Consider the following 13988-nt stretch of genomic DNA (forward strand, 5'->3'; position numbering starts at 1 on the left):
AACTTTATTTAAGAGGAAGGGATTTTTAGTATAAATTAGTGCGGAGCCCTATGGGCTCCGCACCGCCGTCAGTCTTCTTTTTTGTAGGAAGCGTTCCTGAAAATATAATACTCGTCCGTATCTTTCAGCCTTACAGCCACGGCTTCTTCCTCGTCTGTACCCGTTATCACGTATGCAGACATCACAGCTGTTATATTCTTTCTGAGATACTGAATATTAACATCAACTCTGCTTATTCTGGAGCCCACCTGCTCCGCGGAGATAACTCCCTCCTTGTCATAGCGGACGCCTTTCAGGGTTATATATGCAGGATAAGTACGAAAAGCGTCCTGTATGCTTGTGGTGGTGGTCACAGAAGTGACAGTAGTTACAGGAGCAGTTTGGGTACCGCCGTTTAAATTTCCGTTTCCGCCGCCTGACAGACCGTTAGGCAATGTAGTAACTGCACTGTCAGGCTTTGTAGTGACCACGCCCTCCTCAACAGAAACAGTAGTAGTTCTGACCGCTATCTCCTCACCTGTTGTTGCTTTGGTGGTGGCAGGTGTTATCACTTCGCCGATCTCATTCATTGCCGTAGTCGTTACGGCAGTAGTCGGACTGACAACAGCCTCAGCCGTTGTAGTCCTGCTTGCAGGTCTGTTTTCGGCAGTTACAGCAGTTGTCCTAACAGGCGCAGCAGTACTTGCGGCTTCCGTTGAAACAGCCTTAGCCGAGGCAGTCTCGGTGGTTTTCTTATCTGTAGTAACAGCTGTAGTTTTCACAGCAGTCGTCTTTTCCGATGTAGTCTTGACGGCATTTGCGGTCATGGCAGCAGTTGTCACTGCTTCGGAATGAGTTTCCGTTTCGGACACTATCACCGAACCGCTGAAGCCACCGTCGGGCTTCTTTACATCTGACGCCAGACGCCATACACCTATACCTGCTATTGCAGCAGCGCACATTCCCGAAACCGCATATGAGGTATGCCTTATCTTAGCGGCTCTGACTCTTCTGGACTCTATGAGCTTATCGCCGCGCTCCATTATTCTTTTTGATATATCTTCATAGCTCCTCATACTCAAAGCCCTCCTTTTCAAGATTTTTCTTCAGCGCCGCCTTTGCGCGGTACAGAAGATTGCTTACCTGCTTTTCGTTCTTATGCATTATCTCAGCCGTTTCGGCAACTCCGAAATTCTCAAAATATACCAGATACAATACCTGCCTGTAATCGCCGTGGAGCTCCGCCATAGCGCCGTACAGCAGTCTTTTGTTCTCGTCGTGTATATGATTCTTTTCTATATCCTCTTTGTCGGACGCCTCATAGAAATCATCAAGGGGCAGTTCCCGTACCTTACGGCGCTTCCTCAGCATATTCAGCACGGTATTGCGCCCGATAGCATAGAGCCACGTCTTGAAGGAGCTCTTTCCCGCGAACTTCGGTTTGTCCGCATAGAGCTTGAGAAAGACCTCCTCGGCGAATTCCTCGGCTTCGGTGATGCTGCAAGCAAAGCCTGAAAGATATAGTGTAAGACCGTCCCAGTACTCCGTGACCAGTTCGGTAAAAGAATTTCTGTCACCATCAAGGAAACGGCGGTAGCTACTTGCACCGTTATCCATAGACAGCTCCTTTCGTATAGGTGTAAAATTATCCTTCTATAATATTAGTACCATTTTTTCCTGATTTTTCTCACCTTGATTATAAATTTTTTTTGGATTTTTGTCAATAAAGGATTTTTTGCACCGCAGCGGATAATGGCAGCGTATAAAAAAGCTCCGCGGTTGCGGAGCTTTGATTTTTCGTTTTATGCAAGGCACGGGCGGATAATATCCGCCCCTACAAGCTTACGGTTAAAAGCTAAAGGGACTGCATTGCAGTCCCTTTTTATTATCAGCCGTTTATTTTAGGAAGATTTGCGATAGACTTTGCGATCTCCTCATCTGTTGGGACATAATCGCTCATTGTACCGTCGTTGTATGCGCCGTAAGCGTACATATCAAAGTAACCTGTACCTGTAAGACCGAAGAGGATAGTCTTCTCCTCGCCTGTCTCCTTGCACTTGAGTGCCTCGTCGATAGCAATGCGGATAGCGTGGCTGCTCTCGGGAGCAGGAAGTATACCCTCAACTCTTGCGAACATCTCAGCAGCCTCGAATACAGCTGTCTGCTCAACGGAAGTAGCCTCCATGAGACCCTGATCGTAGAGCTCTGAGAGTGTAGCGCTCATGCCGTGGTAACGGAGACCGCCTGCGTGGTTAGGTGAAGGCATGAAGCCGCTGCCCAGTGTGTACATCTTCTGGAGAGGGCAAACCTTACCTGTGTCGCAGAAGTCGTAAGCGTATGTACCTCTTGTAAGGCTCGGGCATGAAGCAGGCTCAACAGCGATGAAGCGATAATCAGCTTCGCCGCGGAGCTTTTCGCCCATGAATGGTGAGATAAGTCCGCCGAGGTTTGAACCGCCGCCTGCGCAGCCGATGATGATGTCGGGCTTGATGTTGTACTTGTCCATAGCAGCCTTTGCTTCAAGACCGATGATAGACTGGTGGAGGAGTACCTGTGCAAGAACGCTTCCGAGAACGTAGCGGTAGCCTTCCTTTGTTGTAGCAGCCTCAACAGCCTCAGAGATAGCGCAGCCAAGGCTTCCGCCTGTGCCTGGGAATTCCTCAAGGATTTTTCTTCCTACCTCAGTTGTGTTTGAAGGAGAAGGAGTTACGTTTGCGCCGTATGTACGCATTACCTCACGGCGGAATGGCTTCTGCTCGTAGCTTACCTTAACCATGTAAACGTTGCAGTCCAGGTCGAAGTATGAGCAAGCCATTGAAAGAGCTGTCCCCCACTGACCTGCACCTGTCTCTGTAGTAACGCCCTTGAGACCCTGCTTCTTAGCGTAGTAAGCCTGAGCGATAGCGGAGTTGAGCTTGTGGCTTCCGCTGGTGTTGTTGCCCTCGAACTTGTAGTAGATCTTAGCGGGGGTACCAAGCTTCTTCTCAAGGAAGTAAGCTCTTACAAGAGGAGAGGGACGGAACATCTTGTAGAAGTCCTGTATCTCCTGCGGGATATCAACATAGGGTGTAGTCTCGTCCAGCTCCTGCTTAGCAAGCTCCTCGCAGAAAACGTGGCTGAGGTCCTCTAATGTACAGGGCTGACCTGTAGCCGGGTTAAGGAGGGGAGCGGGCTTCTTCTTCATATCAGCGCGTACATTGTACCACTGCTTAGGGAGCTCATTCTCCTCAAGATAGATTTTGTAAGGGATTCTCTCATCTGACATTGACATAGTAATATCTCCTTTTCATAATTATTGACTGTACCATAGGGACACAAAAAAACTTCTGTCCCTGCAAATAATGCGGGGACAGAAGCCGTATAACTTCTGCGGTGCCACCCTGCTTGACGATTTTTCGTCCACTCGTTCTGTACCTGAGATACAAAAGTTTTGTTAACGCAGACCTCTGCGTCTCACCTACACAGGGAGCATGTCCGTTTCCTGACGCCTTACCCCTTCGGCTCGCCCTCGGAAGCCCATTCACATCTGCCCTGCATACCTGTTCGCACCAACCCAGGCTCTCTGAAATGCTCAGACAAAAGCTACTCACACTTCTTCAACGGTTTACTACTTTAAAATTGTAACATAGCGGGGCGATGATGTCAAGAGGTCAGACGTATTTTCTCCAAAAGCGCCTAATTATTGAGCAATGAGCAGAAAAAAACTGTGGTGAAACTATAGTCCCTGCATATAAAGCTCAATAGAAAAACAGTATATCAAATATCAAAAAAGTACTTTTCAAGGGCGCAGAAACGTGGTATAATTATATAGATAGTCAGCAAATGATCACTTGATGTCGCTTCTGTACTTCGCACGGGTGCGTGAGATACTCTCCTCACTGCGCTTGATAAGGTTAAGGAGCGATGATGAATACTGCGCATAATCCTTTTGCAGAGTCGCAGTTGTAACATAGAGGGTATCGAAATTGTCTACGCAGTCGTTGCCGTCAAGGGCGATACCGCTGGAAGCGGCTTTTATGTTGGCTTCGCTCATGGATACGATAGCATTTGCGCTGTCGTTTGCAATTACCTTGGGTATGCGGAAAAGCTTCTGGTCGTTGTGAGGGTTAGCGTTGTAAACGATACGGAAGAGCTTGTACACAGACAGCATGAGGTATGAGGATACCTCCTTGATGAGGGTTATGCTGTTTGCCTTCTGCGCAAGGCTGAAGAGCAGACTGATAGAGTTGTTGATGATCCTTCTGTTGAAGTTGATGATCTCGGGAGAGGGCATCTTCATGCTGTTGTTTCCGTCGTCATCGGGGATATCCTCGATAGTGATGGTCTTGCCCTCAGGCTCGGGAGTTCTTCCGAGAAGATAGTCACAGGATACATTGTAGTAATCAGCGATCTTTACGAGGAAATTCAGTCCGCATTCACGAATCCCCTTTTCATAATGGGAGAGCAGCGCCTGTGATATACCTAAATCGGTAGCTGCCTGCTTCTGACTGATATGTCTTTCCTTACGCTGTAGTGTTATAATTCTTGCGAAATCCGAGTTCATTGAAATTCCTCCTAATAGATTATTTAAAAATCTGTTACTATTATTATAATACAAAATGTATAATTTGTAAATACACAAAAACGTGAAAGAATTTGTGGAATCTTGTAGTATTTTTCGTGAATTTTACTAACAGTTAAAAAAACGAGCAGTATTTTTGTGCAAATTTATCCTATCAGTATGGTAACTGATATATTCAACATAAAGGAGAAGCCATGAAAGGTTACAGGATAAGTATCCTCCGCCACGGAATGACGGAGGCAAACGAAAAGGGCATTTACATCGGCAGGACAGATCTGCCCCTGTCCAACAAGGGTGCGGCAGACCTTGCCGCTAAAATGGACGAATTCGACTACCCCACCGTCCACAGGGTGTACACCTCCCCGCTTAAACGATGTACCGAGACCGCCGATATACTCTTCCCCTACACAGAGGTAGTCCCCGTGGACGACCTGAGAGAGCTGAATTTCGGCGATTTTGAGAACAAGAGCATCGATGAGCTGGCAAAGCGTGAGGACTACACCAAATGGCTCCGCGGCGGCAAGGACAACCGTCCCCCAAACGGCGAGAGCCTTGAGGAGATGACAGCCCGCTGCTACAAGGCGCTCCACGCCATAATCATGGACATGATGGAGTCGGGGCTCACCCACTGTGCAATGATAACTCACGGCGGCATCATCTCAAATATGCTCAGCTGCTTCGGACTGCCAAAATACGACCCGAAGACTCTCAGCTGCGATTTCGGCATGGGCTTCGAGATAATCGTTACCGCACAGATGTGGCTGAATTCTCAGGCATTTGAGATACTGGGCTACTGCCCCTACGAGAAGCTTGACGAAGCCGACGACGAGTATTGATTTCAACCGTTAGCTTGTAGGGACGACCATTGGTCGTCCGCCAACATTCAGATGAATAATCAGCCATATTCCGCCCATAATATCTGCAAAACTGGTTTTCGGAGGCGCAGATATGAAGATTCGGGAGCTTATCCGCTTTTCACGGGGACTGCTCAGAGGCAGTCGGGCGCGGACTATGATGATATGCATCCTCCCTCTCGGCGCGGAGCTCTTCTTCCGCTTCGCAGAGGCGGCAGTGTTCTGTATGCTGCTGTATTTCGGTGAAATGCAGCCCATAAAGCTATTTGGCGGCAATAATCCCATACAGCTGTTCGTAACGGCTGCAAGCACTCTGCTGAGGCTGGTTACGGCAGCGCCCCTGATGTATGCAGCGGCGTACAAGCTCTGCGGAATGACCTCGGAGGCGCCTCAGAAGCGCCGCGAGTCCTTTTCGCGGATACTGCTGAGGAAGTGTACCTTCAAGCGCAGCATATCCGCAGCCCTGTGGACAAAGGCGGCAAGTCTCCTTGCACTGACACCTGCGGTATTCTTCGGAACTGCGGCATACGGTCTCATGGGCGAAAGACTGGCTCCGCGGGAAGCTTTTCTCGCGGCAAACGCCATATTCCTCACGGGAGTATCGGTGCTGCTGTGGCTGTCGCTGAAGCTCAGCTTTACTGCCGTGCCTTATCTTCTGGTGCGATTTCCCAAACTGACAGCCTTTCGGGCGATGATATTCTCGGTAGGCTTCATGAAAGGCAGAAAAAGCGTGCCCCTGCGGCTGTTGGCGGTATATCTGCCGCAGATGCTAACCATAGTCGGACTTCCCTACGGACTGACCAAGCTCATGACCGCTTTTTCGCTGAGTATCGACATTTTTATCAAGGAGGACGAATACCTTGAAGCAGATAGAGCTTACGGTAGACGCAGAAGTTCCCATAACTCTGGAAAAATTCCTTTTAGGAAAAAAAGGCGTATCAAGACGGCTGCTGACGAAGCTTAAACGGCAGGAGGGCGGCATGACCCGTGACGGAAAGCTCATACGCAGCATAGACACGGTGCAAAGGGGCGACGTCATAGTCCTCAGCCTTGAGGACGACAGCTTTTTAGATCCCAACGGCAGTCTGAATGTGCCTATAGCCTTTGAGAACGACAGCCTTGTGGTGTTCAATAAGCCAAACGGTATGCCCGTACACCCGTCCATACGGCATCAGGGAGATACCCTCGGGAATTATTTCGCTCATCTCTATCCCCAGCTCACGTTCCGCTCGGTTAACAGGCTTGACCGCGACACCTCGGGACTGTGCATAATCGCAAAGGACGCCCACGCAGCAAAGCTTTTGCAGGGCTGCTGCCAAAAGGTATACTACGCCGCTGTACACGGGACTATCCCCGAAAGCGGCACTATAGACGCTCCTATCGCAAGAGAGCGTGAGTCCATAATACTCCGCTGTGTCCGCGAGGACGGACAGCGTGCCGTTACCCACTACAAGCGGCTCATGACGAACGGGAGGTACTCCCTTGCGGAGATACACCTCGAAACAGGACGAACTCACCAGATAAGAGTTCATTTCGCTCATATCGGAGCTCCTCTCGCAGGGGACGACCTCTACGGCGGGCTCCGTGATGATATATCAAGACAGGCGCTCCACTGCGGTCAGCTCAGCTTCCGCGAGCCACTGACAGGAGAGCCTATAACAGTTTCCTCGGAGCTTCCCGAGGATATAAAGGCACTTTTCAAGGAGGACTAAAATGGAAAAGATAGCAAGCTTTCAGGTAGACCACACAAAATTCAGCGTAGGCATGTACATATCACGTATCGACGACGATATAGTTACATATGACGTGCGCATGGTAAAGCCAAACGGCGGCGTTTACCTTGAAACTCCCTCAATGCACACCATCGAGCACCTTTTTGCCACATTCGCACGTAATTCCGAGTTCGGCAAAAACATCGTATACGTAGGACCTATGGGCTGCCGCACGGGATTTTACCTGCTCACAAGGGGACTTTCCCATGAGAATGCCATAAAGCTGGTTCGTGAAGCATATACTTTCATCAGGGACTACGAGGGTGAGATACCGGGCTGCACAGAGGTTGAGTGCGGAAACTACCGCGAGCACGACCTTGCAGCTGCAAAGAAGGACGTTGTGGCACTTATCGACAAGCTTCAGGGCTACACCGTGGAAATGCTTGATTATAAATGGCATTTTGACAAAAACTGAGCGCGGAGCCCGCGCCGCCTTGCCACGTTGACGCTTGTTTCACGCGCTTACACTCATCAAAATCGTTGATTGTACATCGCTTACAGCACTAACATTAAATCATTTGTAAGGGCGCACAGTGTGCGCCCGCAAATTTTTCGTAAAATTACAAATGACAGATTGTAGGGGCGCCCTTTGGGCGCCCGTAAACATACAACATCAACCACGACACGGACGACCAATGGTCGTCACTACACATTGTTTCAGCATAATTGCATTGTAAGGCGCGGGACGTCGAGGACTTCCAACAGAAGCCGCGACACTCTGTCCTTCGGACATCCCCCTACACTGTAGGGAGTAACCGTCCCCTACAAGCTAATTGATAACAGCTCGGGCGGATAATATCCGCCCCTACGCTAATCACTATTCACTAAAAACTCCAACCGCTTGATATTTTTCTCAAAACGTGATATAATATAATTTACGGTCTTTAAAGACCAATAAAAAGGAAGAAAGGAGACGGTGCAATGGACAGAAAAAGCCGCGAAGAATTCTACAGACGCTACGGCGAGCCGCAGAAGTCACATTCCCGCAGCAGCTCGGGATTTTTTGAAAAATTCGGACGCTTTGCCGCAAAGACGGTCACATCAATGTTAATGGGGCTGCTTGCAGGCGTTAAGTTCATTCTCTCCGAGCTTCTCAGCCTTGGAGCTTCCATACTGAAATTCTTCCTCTGGATGATCAAGGAGCTCACAGCGCCCTTCCGCGAACGCTTCAATATAAACAAGGATATGACCCGAAAGGTCAACAAAGCAAAAAAAGAGGGCGAAGCCGAGTACAAAAAGGCTCTCTTTGAGTTCTGGTGCTCATATCTTTTCGGAGAGGACGGCGTTTTCTACACCGCGTTCAACTATATCCTGCCAACACTGTCTATAATATTCCTAATAGGCATTATCCGCTACGGCTCGGGACTTGAATACGGCCTTGCAGTCGAGTACAACGGCAGAGAGATAGGCATGATAACCGCCGAGGCTGACTTTGAGGAAGCCGAGCGCGAGGTCCAGCAGCGTATCGCCTACCACGACAGCGACGAGCCCATAGACCTTTCCGCTAAGTACTCCCTGAAAATAATAAACGAAAATGATACCATTGTTTCATCGGCTCAGCTGGCGAATGAAATGCTTGAAGCCTCAGACCACGCCCTTACAGAAGCCTACGGCATCTATATCGACGGCAAGTTCATAGGCGCTGTCAGGGAAAAGGAGCCCATACAGGACGCCCTTAATGAGAGGATACTCAACTTCCGCGTGGACGGTATAGTCAAGGACATCTCCTACAAGAACAATATCGAGTACTCACACGGAATATACCTTGTTGACAGCGTTATGAACAACAAGGAGGCTATCGACCTGCTGACCTCCTCCAAGGAGAAGAAAGCAGTGTATATCGCCAAGCGCGGCGATACGGCAGCTACCATAGCACAGAAATACAACATGGAATACGACAAGCTCATCGAGCTCAATCCCGAACTCAAGAACAGCTGCCGTCAGGGCACATTCGTAAATGTCATTGAGACCGAGAGCTATCTCCCCATACAGTACGTCCGCGAGATAGACCCTATATCGTTCCTCGATTATGAGACTGTCGAGGTGGAAACAAGCTCACTCAACAAGGGCGTAAGGGATATACTTGTAAAGGGCAGACGCGGCGAAAAGACCAGCCACATCGAAGTTACCTACATCGACGGCAAGGAGTACTCCCGCAAGACCATAAGCACCAAGATAACCCGTGAGCCCGTAGTCGAAAAGATAGGCATAGGCATATACGCCGCAAGACCTGACAGTGCAAGCACTGTTCTCACAGGCTCGGGTGAATTCGGCTGGCCTGTTGACGGCGGCTGGGTAAGCGATATATTCGGCGGCGAGAGAAACCACAAGGGTATGGATATAGCCGCAAGCACAGGTACACAGATATACGCCGCTGCCGACGGAGAGGTAGTATCCGCAGGCTGGAATTCAGGCGGCTACGGCTATTTCGTACAGATAGGCCATACCGACGGCTACCAGACAGTCTACGGTCATATGAGCACCGTACTTGTAACAGAGGGACAGTTAGTCGCCCGCGGTCAGCTCATCGGCGAGGTGGGAAACACAGGAAACTCCGACGGTTCGCACTGCCACTTTGAGGTCAGACACGAGGGCATATGCCTTGACCCTGCGCTTTACCTCAACACTGTCAACAGCTTCGACGATGACAGGGATAAGGACGACAAGGACAAGGAAAAGACCAAAAACAGCAAAAAGAACTAATGCAAACAGCCATGAAATAGCTTTATCAGGGGACACCTCTGGACTCCGCCAAAGGAACACATTCCCTTTGGAATCCCGTTCATGGGCTCGGCATAATTATTACGCTGTGAGCGATGAATGAGTAACGTTATAGGTATAAGAGAGCAAACAAAAAAGGCGTGATAATATATCACGCCTGTTTCATTATTCTTCTGTCTCGTCAGTATCCACGTCTGAGACGTTCTCTTCGCTTTCCTCGTCTTCATCGGTGGTCAGCTCGGAAACGTCCTCAAAGGACTTTGTGGGAGCTACCTCCACCAGCGGCTTCTGGTTCTTATAGACCGTAACGATAAAGCCGTCAACGTTATTTCCCGATATCTCATATCTCACGCCGTTGGGAACGGGAACCGTAGTCTTGTCGGAGCCGTCGTCGGACTTGACAAAGTATACCTCGTACTCAACGTCCTTGTCGTCCTTGAACTCAAGATGCTCACCGTCGTAGGGGTGCTGGCGGACAAGGTCGATGTACTCCTCAAGGCAGAGGTCGTTTGCGTCCATATAGTACGCATGGGGAACGCCTACATAGCGGAAATGCCACGGCTCGTCCTCTATCTTGGTTATCTTTTCCTTAGCCTTGGTATAGCGGACTATAAAGCCATATTTATAGCAGTTTGCGTTGAGCCATGCATAATCACCTGTGCCGTCGTAATCGTAATTGTCAGCCTCTGTAAAGTCAAACGCAAGTCCCGATTCGTGCTCGCTGAATCCCGGCTTTGCCACCTTTGTGGACTTTCCGTCCTCTGAATTGGCAACATCATCATCGTAGAGCTGCTGCTGGAAGTCCTTGGTGCGGTATGAACCGTATATAATGAGCCTGTCATTGTCATACTGATCCGAGAAATCCTGTATCATGCGCGCCATAGGCTCATATACCTGACGGAGTATGGTATATGTGGAATCAACTGCCGAGAAGCAGGTACGTTCATTCTCCTCGTTCATCTCGATAATGCTGACCAGATCCTCGTCGCCGCTGAAATACTCGTGATCCTCATTTACAAGGATAAGGTCTCCGCGGAACTTGTCCTTGGTATCAACGGTCTTTGATTCAAATATCATCTGATTGGGATCGGGGACAGTAGTGCTGTCCGCATCGGTAACAGCTATGTCCTTATCGTCAAAATACGGCGAAGTCTGTACAGTTGCCGCATCTTTCATTGCATTTCTCACGAAGAAACCGCCTGCGCCCAGAAGAGCAAGACTTATAACTATTTCTGTCATTGTCTTGGCGCGTCTTATACTTTTTTCCTTGCTTATCTTTTTATTTTTTGACATACGTCTTCTCCATTCTGCTGCCGTTTGCAGCTCTTTTTCGGGAGCCTGATGCTCCCATAACTTTTGTTCTTTCTATCTCTCTTTTACGAATATCGGGACGTTTGTATTTTTATCATATCATATGAGCGAAGCTCTGTTTTTTCGCTCAACGAACATTATACCATATCTGACGACAAAAATATAGTCTTTCAGTGTTATATTTGTAAAATTGCGGTATATGCGCAAATATATGCTGTAAAAAACTGTATCCTTTCAACAATCTGTAGTAGCCCGTCAAAAGCTGCCGAGATCCGTCTCTCCCATAAAAACGTTATATAGCGTTATTGTATACAAAAAATGACCTCATTCATCACCGTATTGCACAATCTTTTGTTTAGCCCTTGAAAATGAATTAAATTAATGCTATAATATATTTGTGAAAGTATAGACAGAGCCGTAATGAGCGGCTTCAGCAAGCATCGCTCCCGACTATGATGGCTCTGTGTTTTTTCTGTATTTTCGCTATAAGGAGTGATGTTTATGAAATGTCCACAGTGCGGAACAGCAAACGAAGCGGGTTTCAGGTTCTGCGTGAAATGCGGCGTCAACCTTGAAAATCCGCAGGATATTAATATTGAACAGGTCGATATGGGCGGCTATCATTCTGAAGATGATTCTGCTGGCGGTGGTTTTACCTTAGGCAGCGGAACATTTACTATCAGTGATAAACCTTCGAGGGATTCGTCCTCTGACTTATATACTGCAGCCGAGCTGAACGATACCGACGAGGAATTCGATTTCAGCAGCATTGACGAGCCATTTATCCCCCACCTTGACACAGGAAGAGTCACACTCCCCGAACAGACAAAGGCTGTAAGACAAGCCCAGATGCAGAATGCAGGCTTCCGTCCTCAGGGCGGCATGGCAGGTATCCCTCCTCAGGGCATGATGCAGGGACTCCCCCCACAGGGAGCTATGGCAGGTATCCCTCCTCAGCAGGGCATGATGCAGGGGCTCCCACCGCAGGGAGCTATGGCTGGCGTTCCGCCTCAGCAGGGCGCTATGCAGGGCATCCCGCCGCAGGGCGCTATGGCAGGCATTCCTCCTCAGCAGGGCGCTATGCAGGGTCTCCCACCACAGGGAGCTATGGCAGGCGTTCCGCCTCAGCAGGGGGCAATGCAGGGTATCCCGCCGCAGGGCGGCGCTCAGATGAACGGTATGCCCGTTTACGGTCAGCCCATGATGCTGGGTCAGCCCCAGATAATCGGCTACGACCAGAGCGGTATGCCTATCTACGGTCAGCCCATGATGTATGCTCAGCCCCAGATAATCGGCTATGACCAGAACGGCATGCCCGTTTACGGTCAGCCTATGATGTACGGTCAGCCTCAGATAATCGGCTATGACCAGAACGGTATGCCCGTTTACGGTCAGCCTATGATGTTCGCTCCGCCTCAGCCAATGGAACAGCCCGAGCCTGAGCCCGTTGCTCCTCCCGTTGAGGACAAGGAAAAGGTAGAGGTCCCCGATGATTTCTGGGAGTTTTTCGACGGCGGCAAGGCTACGGAGCATGCCGAAATGGATTCGGCAGACGATTTCTTCGGCAAACGCGGCGACGAGATAGAGGGCATGAAGCGCTTCGAGAAGAAGAATCAGGCGTACATGAACGATACTCCCCTTGTTGACGCAAGAGATCTGAAGAAAAACGAGTCCGACAAGTACAACAAGTACTACATGCGCTCGGCAGGCAATGTAAACGCAGGCGACCTGAAATCCAAGCAGGATCAGCTCCATCTCAATTACATGGGCTCTACCAAGAACGTTGACGCAAACGACCTCCGCGCAAAAGAGGATCGGAAAGCATGGAATATCATGGGCGGTACAAAGCAGGCTAACGCAGATGACCTTGAAGCCAATACAGTCTCACGGTCGGAATCACTCATGGCTCATGCAGACCGCGCAGTCGAGGCTATGCCCAAAAAGCCAAAGACCTATAACGACGTAATAGACGCTATAGAGCTTCCCGAAGAAATGAAAGCAAAAAAGACTAAAAAAACAGCGGAAATTCCCGGCTTGCCGGAAATTAAATAAATCTTTATATTCTATTAAGGAGATGTTGTAAAAAATGAAGAAGTTTTTGAAGGAATTCAAAGAATTCGCACTCAAAGGCAACGTAATGGACATGGCTATAGGTGTTATCATCGGTGCCGCATTCGGAAGTATCGTAAGCGCGCTTACCGATAATTTCATCACACCTCTTATCGCTGTTATCACAGGCGGCGTGCAGAAAGATGAAAACGGCGTAATGCAGCTCGTAGGCGGTAAGTTCACTATCAGAGGTGTGGATTTCAACTACGGTTCATTCCTTTCCGCAGTACTTAATTTCCTCATCATCGCAATTATTCTCTTCTGCATGCTCAAGGCTATAAACAAGGCTATGGCTCTCGGCAAGAAGAAAGAGGAAGAAAAGCCTGCCGAGCCTCCGAAGGAAGAGGTTCTTCTCACAGAGATCAGAGACCTTCTGAAAGAGCAGAACAAGAAATAAGAACACATTCTTCAATTATAACACCAAAGTCCCCGTTTATACGGGGACTTTTTATTATCTGAGAATATTTTTATCCTTATCGATGCGGTATATGTTGTCATTCTCCATATTTGAAAGCTTTTTTCTTACGAATACTATAGCCGTCACCAGACCTATAAACATTAAAACAGTAACAAAACTTGTGATTATGTCGTCGATCGAGGCTAACATAATACCTACTATAACCAATACTAATAATACCATAAAATCACTCCCTGTTTATTTTTATCTCTGCGGTATGGTCT

13 protein-coding genes are annotated in these 13988 nt (G+C 48.8%); 7 read left to right on the forward strand and 6 right to left on the reverse strand.

Going from position 1 to position 13988, the window contains the following annotated elements; translation table 11 throughout:
• Positions 1-68 precede the first annotated feature (68 nt).
• The 4 genes from N774_RS0110265 to N774_RS0110280 form a co-directional block, all read right to left on the reverse strand.
• Entirely contained in the window at positions 69-1055 is a 987-nt protein-coding gene (locus tag N774_RS0110265) for a hypothetical protein (protein WP_024861161.1), read from the reverse strand.
• Positions 1042-1596: an RNA polymerase sigma factor gene (locus tag N774_RS0110270; RefSeq protein ID WP_024861162.1), complete on the reverse strand. Its 555-nt coding sequence runs from the start codon at positions 1594-1596 to the stop codon at positions 1042-1044. The genes N774_RS0110265 and N774_RS0110270 overlap by 14 nt, the downstream gene beginning before the upstream one ends.
• A 271-nt stretch (positions 1597-1867) precedes the next feature.
• Positions 1868-3244: a TrpB-like pyridoxal phosphate-dependent enzyme gene (locus N774_RS0110275; protein ID WP_024861163.1), complete on the reverse strand. Its 1377-nt coding sequence runs from the start codon at positions 3242-3244 to the stop codon at positions 1868-1870.
• 561 nt (positions 3245-3805) lie between these two features.
• Positions 3806-4522: a helix-turn-helix domain-containing protein gene (locus tag N774_RS0110280; protein ID WP_024861164.1), complete on the reverse strand. Its 717-nt coding sequence runs from the start codon at positions 4520-4522 to the stop codon at positions 3806-3808.
• Between the two features lie 212 nt (positions 4523-4734).
• Between N774_RS0110280 and N774_RS0110285 the strand changes: the two genes are divergently transcribed.
• The 5 genes from N774_RS0110285 to N774_RS0110305 all read left to right on the forward strand — a co-directional run bounded on the left by N774_RS0110285 (position 4735) and on the right by N774_RS0110305 (position 9869).
• Positions 4735-5376 carry a histidine phosphatase family protein gene (locus N774_RS0110285; protein ID WP_024861165.1) on the forward strand — a complete coding sequence of 214 codons (642 nt, stop codon included), beginning with the start codon at positions 4735-4737 and terminating at the stop codon, positions 5374-5376.
• Between the two features lie 112 nt (positions 5377-5488).
• A complete protein-coding gene (locus N774_RS0110290) occupies positions 5489-6358 on the forward strand; it encodes a hypothetical protein (RefSeq protein WP_024861166.1) in 870 nt (289 codons plus the stop codon).
• Positions 6255-7106, forward strand: coding sequence for an RluA family pseudouridine synthase (locus tag N774_RS0110295; protein WP_024861167.1), 852 nt, complete (start codon positions 6255-6257; stop codon positions 7104-7106). The genes N774_RS0110290 and N774_RS0110295 overlap by 104 nt, the downstream gene beginning before the upstream one ends.
• Position 7107: 1 nt before the next feature.
• Positions 7108-7581: an S-ribosylhomocysteine lyase gene (locus N774_RS0110300; RefSeq protein WP_024861168.1), complete on the forward strand. Its 474-nt coding sequence runs from the start codon at positions 7108-7110 to the stop codon at positions 7579-7581.
• Between the two features lie 506 nt (positions 7582-8087).
• Positions 8088-9869, forward strand: coding sequence for a peptidoglycan DD-metalloendopeptidase family protein (locus N774_RS0110305; RefSeq protein WP_024861169.1), 1782 nt, complete (start codon positions 8088-8090; stop codon positions 9867-9869).
• 183 nt (positions 9870-10052) lie between these two features.
• Here N774_RS0110305 and N774_RS0110310 read toward each other — a convergent pair whose 3' ends face one another.
• Entirely contained in the window at positions 10053-11180 is a 1128-nt protein-coding gene (locus N774_RS0110310) for a M15 family metallopeptidase (RefSeq protein ID WP_024861170.1), read from the reverse strand.
• A 519-nt stretch (positions 11181-11699) separates the two neighbouring features.
• On the opposite strand from N774_RS0110310, the gene N774_RS18295 reads away from it, so the two are divergent.
• Both N774_RS18295 and mscL read left to right on the forward strand, forming a co-directional pair.
• Positions 11700-13250, forward strand: coding sequence for a DUF7577 domain-containing protein (locus N774_RS18295; RefSeq protein ID WP_024861171.1), 1551 nt, complete (start codon positions 11700-11702; stop codon positions 13248-13250).
• 34 nt (positions 13251-13284) lie between these two features.
• The gene (mscL, locus tag N774_RS0110320; RefSeq protein ID WP_024861172.1) at positions 13285-13704 is read left to right on the forward strand and encodes a large-conductance mechanosensitive channel protein MscL; all 420 of its coding nucleotides are present in this window, start codon (positions 13285-13287) and stop codon (positions 13702-13704) included.
• Between the two features lie 54 nt (positions 13705-13758).
• Here the strand turns inward: mscL and N774_RS0110325 are convergent, their stop codons facing one another.
• Positions 13759-13947, reverse strand: a complete 189-nt coding sequence (locus N774_RS0110325) for a hypothetical protein (RefSeq protein ID WP_024861173.1) — start codon at positions 13945-13947, stop codon at positions 13759-13761.
• Positions 13948-13988: the final 41 nt, after the last annotated feature.

Source organism: Ruminococcus flavefaciens AE3010, from assembly GCF_000526795.1.
In the GTDB taxonomy this organism is placed as follows: Bacteria; Bacillota; Clostridia; order Oscillospirales; family Ruminococcaceae; genus Ruminococcus; species Ruminococcus flavefaciens_D.

What these genes read in the sequence shown, in the direction of transcription:
- N774_RS0110290 (WP_024861166.1), top strand. Translation starts at nt 5,489, where the DNA reads ATGAAGATTCGGGAGCTTATCCGCTTTTCACGGGGACTGCTCAGAGGC.
- N774_RS0110325 (WP_024861173.1), bottom strand. Translation starts at nt 13,947, where the DNA reads ATGGTATTATTAGTATTGGTTATAGTAGGTATTATGTTAGCCTCGATC.
- mscL (WP_024861172.1), top strand. Translation starts at nt 13,285, where the DNA reads ATGAAGAAGTTTTTGAAGGAATTCAAAGAATTCGCACTCAAAGGCAAC.
- N774_RS0110300 (WP_024861168.1), top strand. Translation starts at nt 7,108, where the DNA reads ATGGAAAAGATAGCAAGCTTTCAGGTAGACCACACAAAATTCAGCGTA.
- N774_RS0110275 (WP_024861163.1), bottom strand. Translation starts at nt 3,244, where the DNA reads ATGTCAGATGAGAGAATCCCTTACAAAATCTATCTTGAGGAGAATGAG.
- N774_RS0110305 (WP_024861169.1), top strand. Translation starts at nt 8,088, where the DNA reads ATGGACAGAAAAAGCCGCGAAGAATTCTACAGACGCTACGGCGAGCCG.
- N774_RS0110265 (WP_024861161.1), bottom strand. Translation starts at nt 1,055, where the DNA reads ATGAGGAGCTATGAAGATATATCAAAAAGAATAATGGAGCGCGGCGAT.
- N774_RS0110280 (WP_024861164.1), bottom strand. Translation starts at nt 4,522, where the DNA reads ATGAACTCGGATTTCGCAAGAATTATAACACTACAGCGTAAGGAAAGA.
- N774_RS0110310 (WP_024861170.1), bottom strand. Translation starts at nt 11,180, where the DNA reads ATGTCAAAAAATAAAAAGATAAGCAAGGAAAAAAGTATAAGACGCGCC.
- N774_RS18295 (WP_024861171.1), top strand. Translation starts at nt 11,700, where the DNA reads ATGAAATGTCCACAGTGCGGAACAGCAAACGAAGCGGGTTTCAGGTTC.
- N774_RS0110285 (WP_024861165.1), top strand. Translation starts at nt 4,735, where the DNA reads ATGAAAGGTTACAGGATAAGTATCCTCCGCCACGGAATGACGGAGGCA.
- N774_RS0110270 (WP_024861162.1), bottom strand. Translation starts at nt 1,596, where the DNA reads ATGGATAACGGTGCAAGTAGCTACCGCCGTTTCCTTGATGGTGACAGA.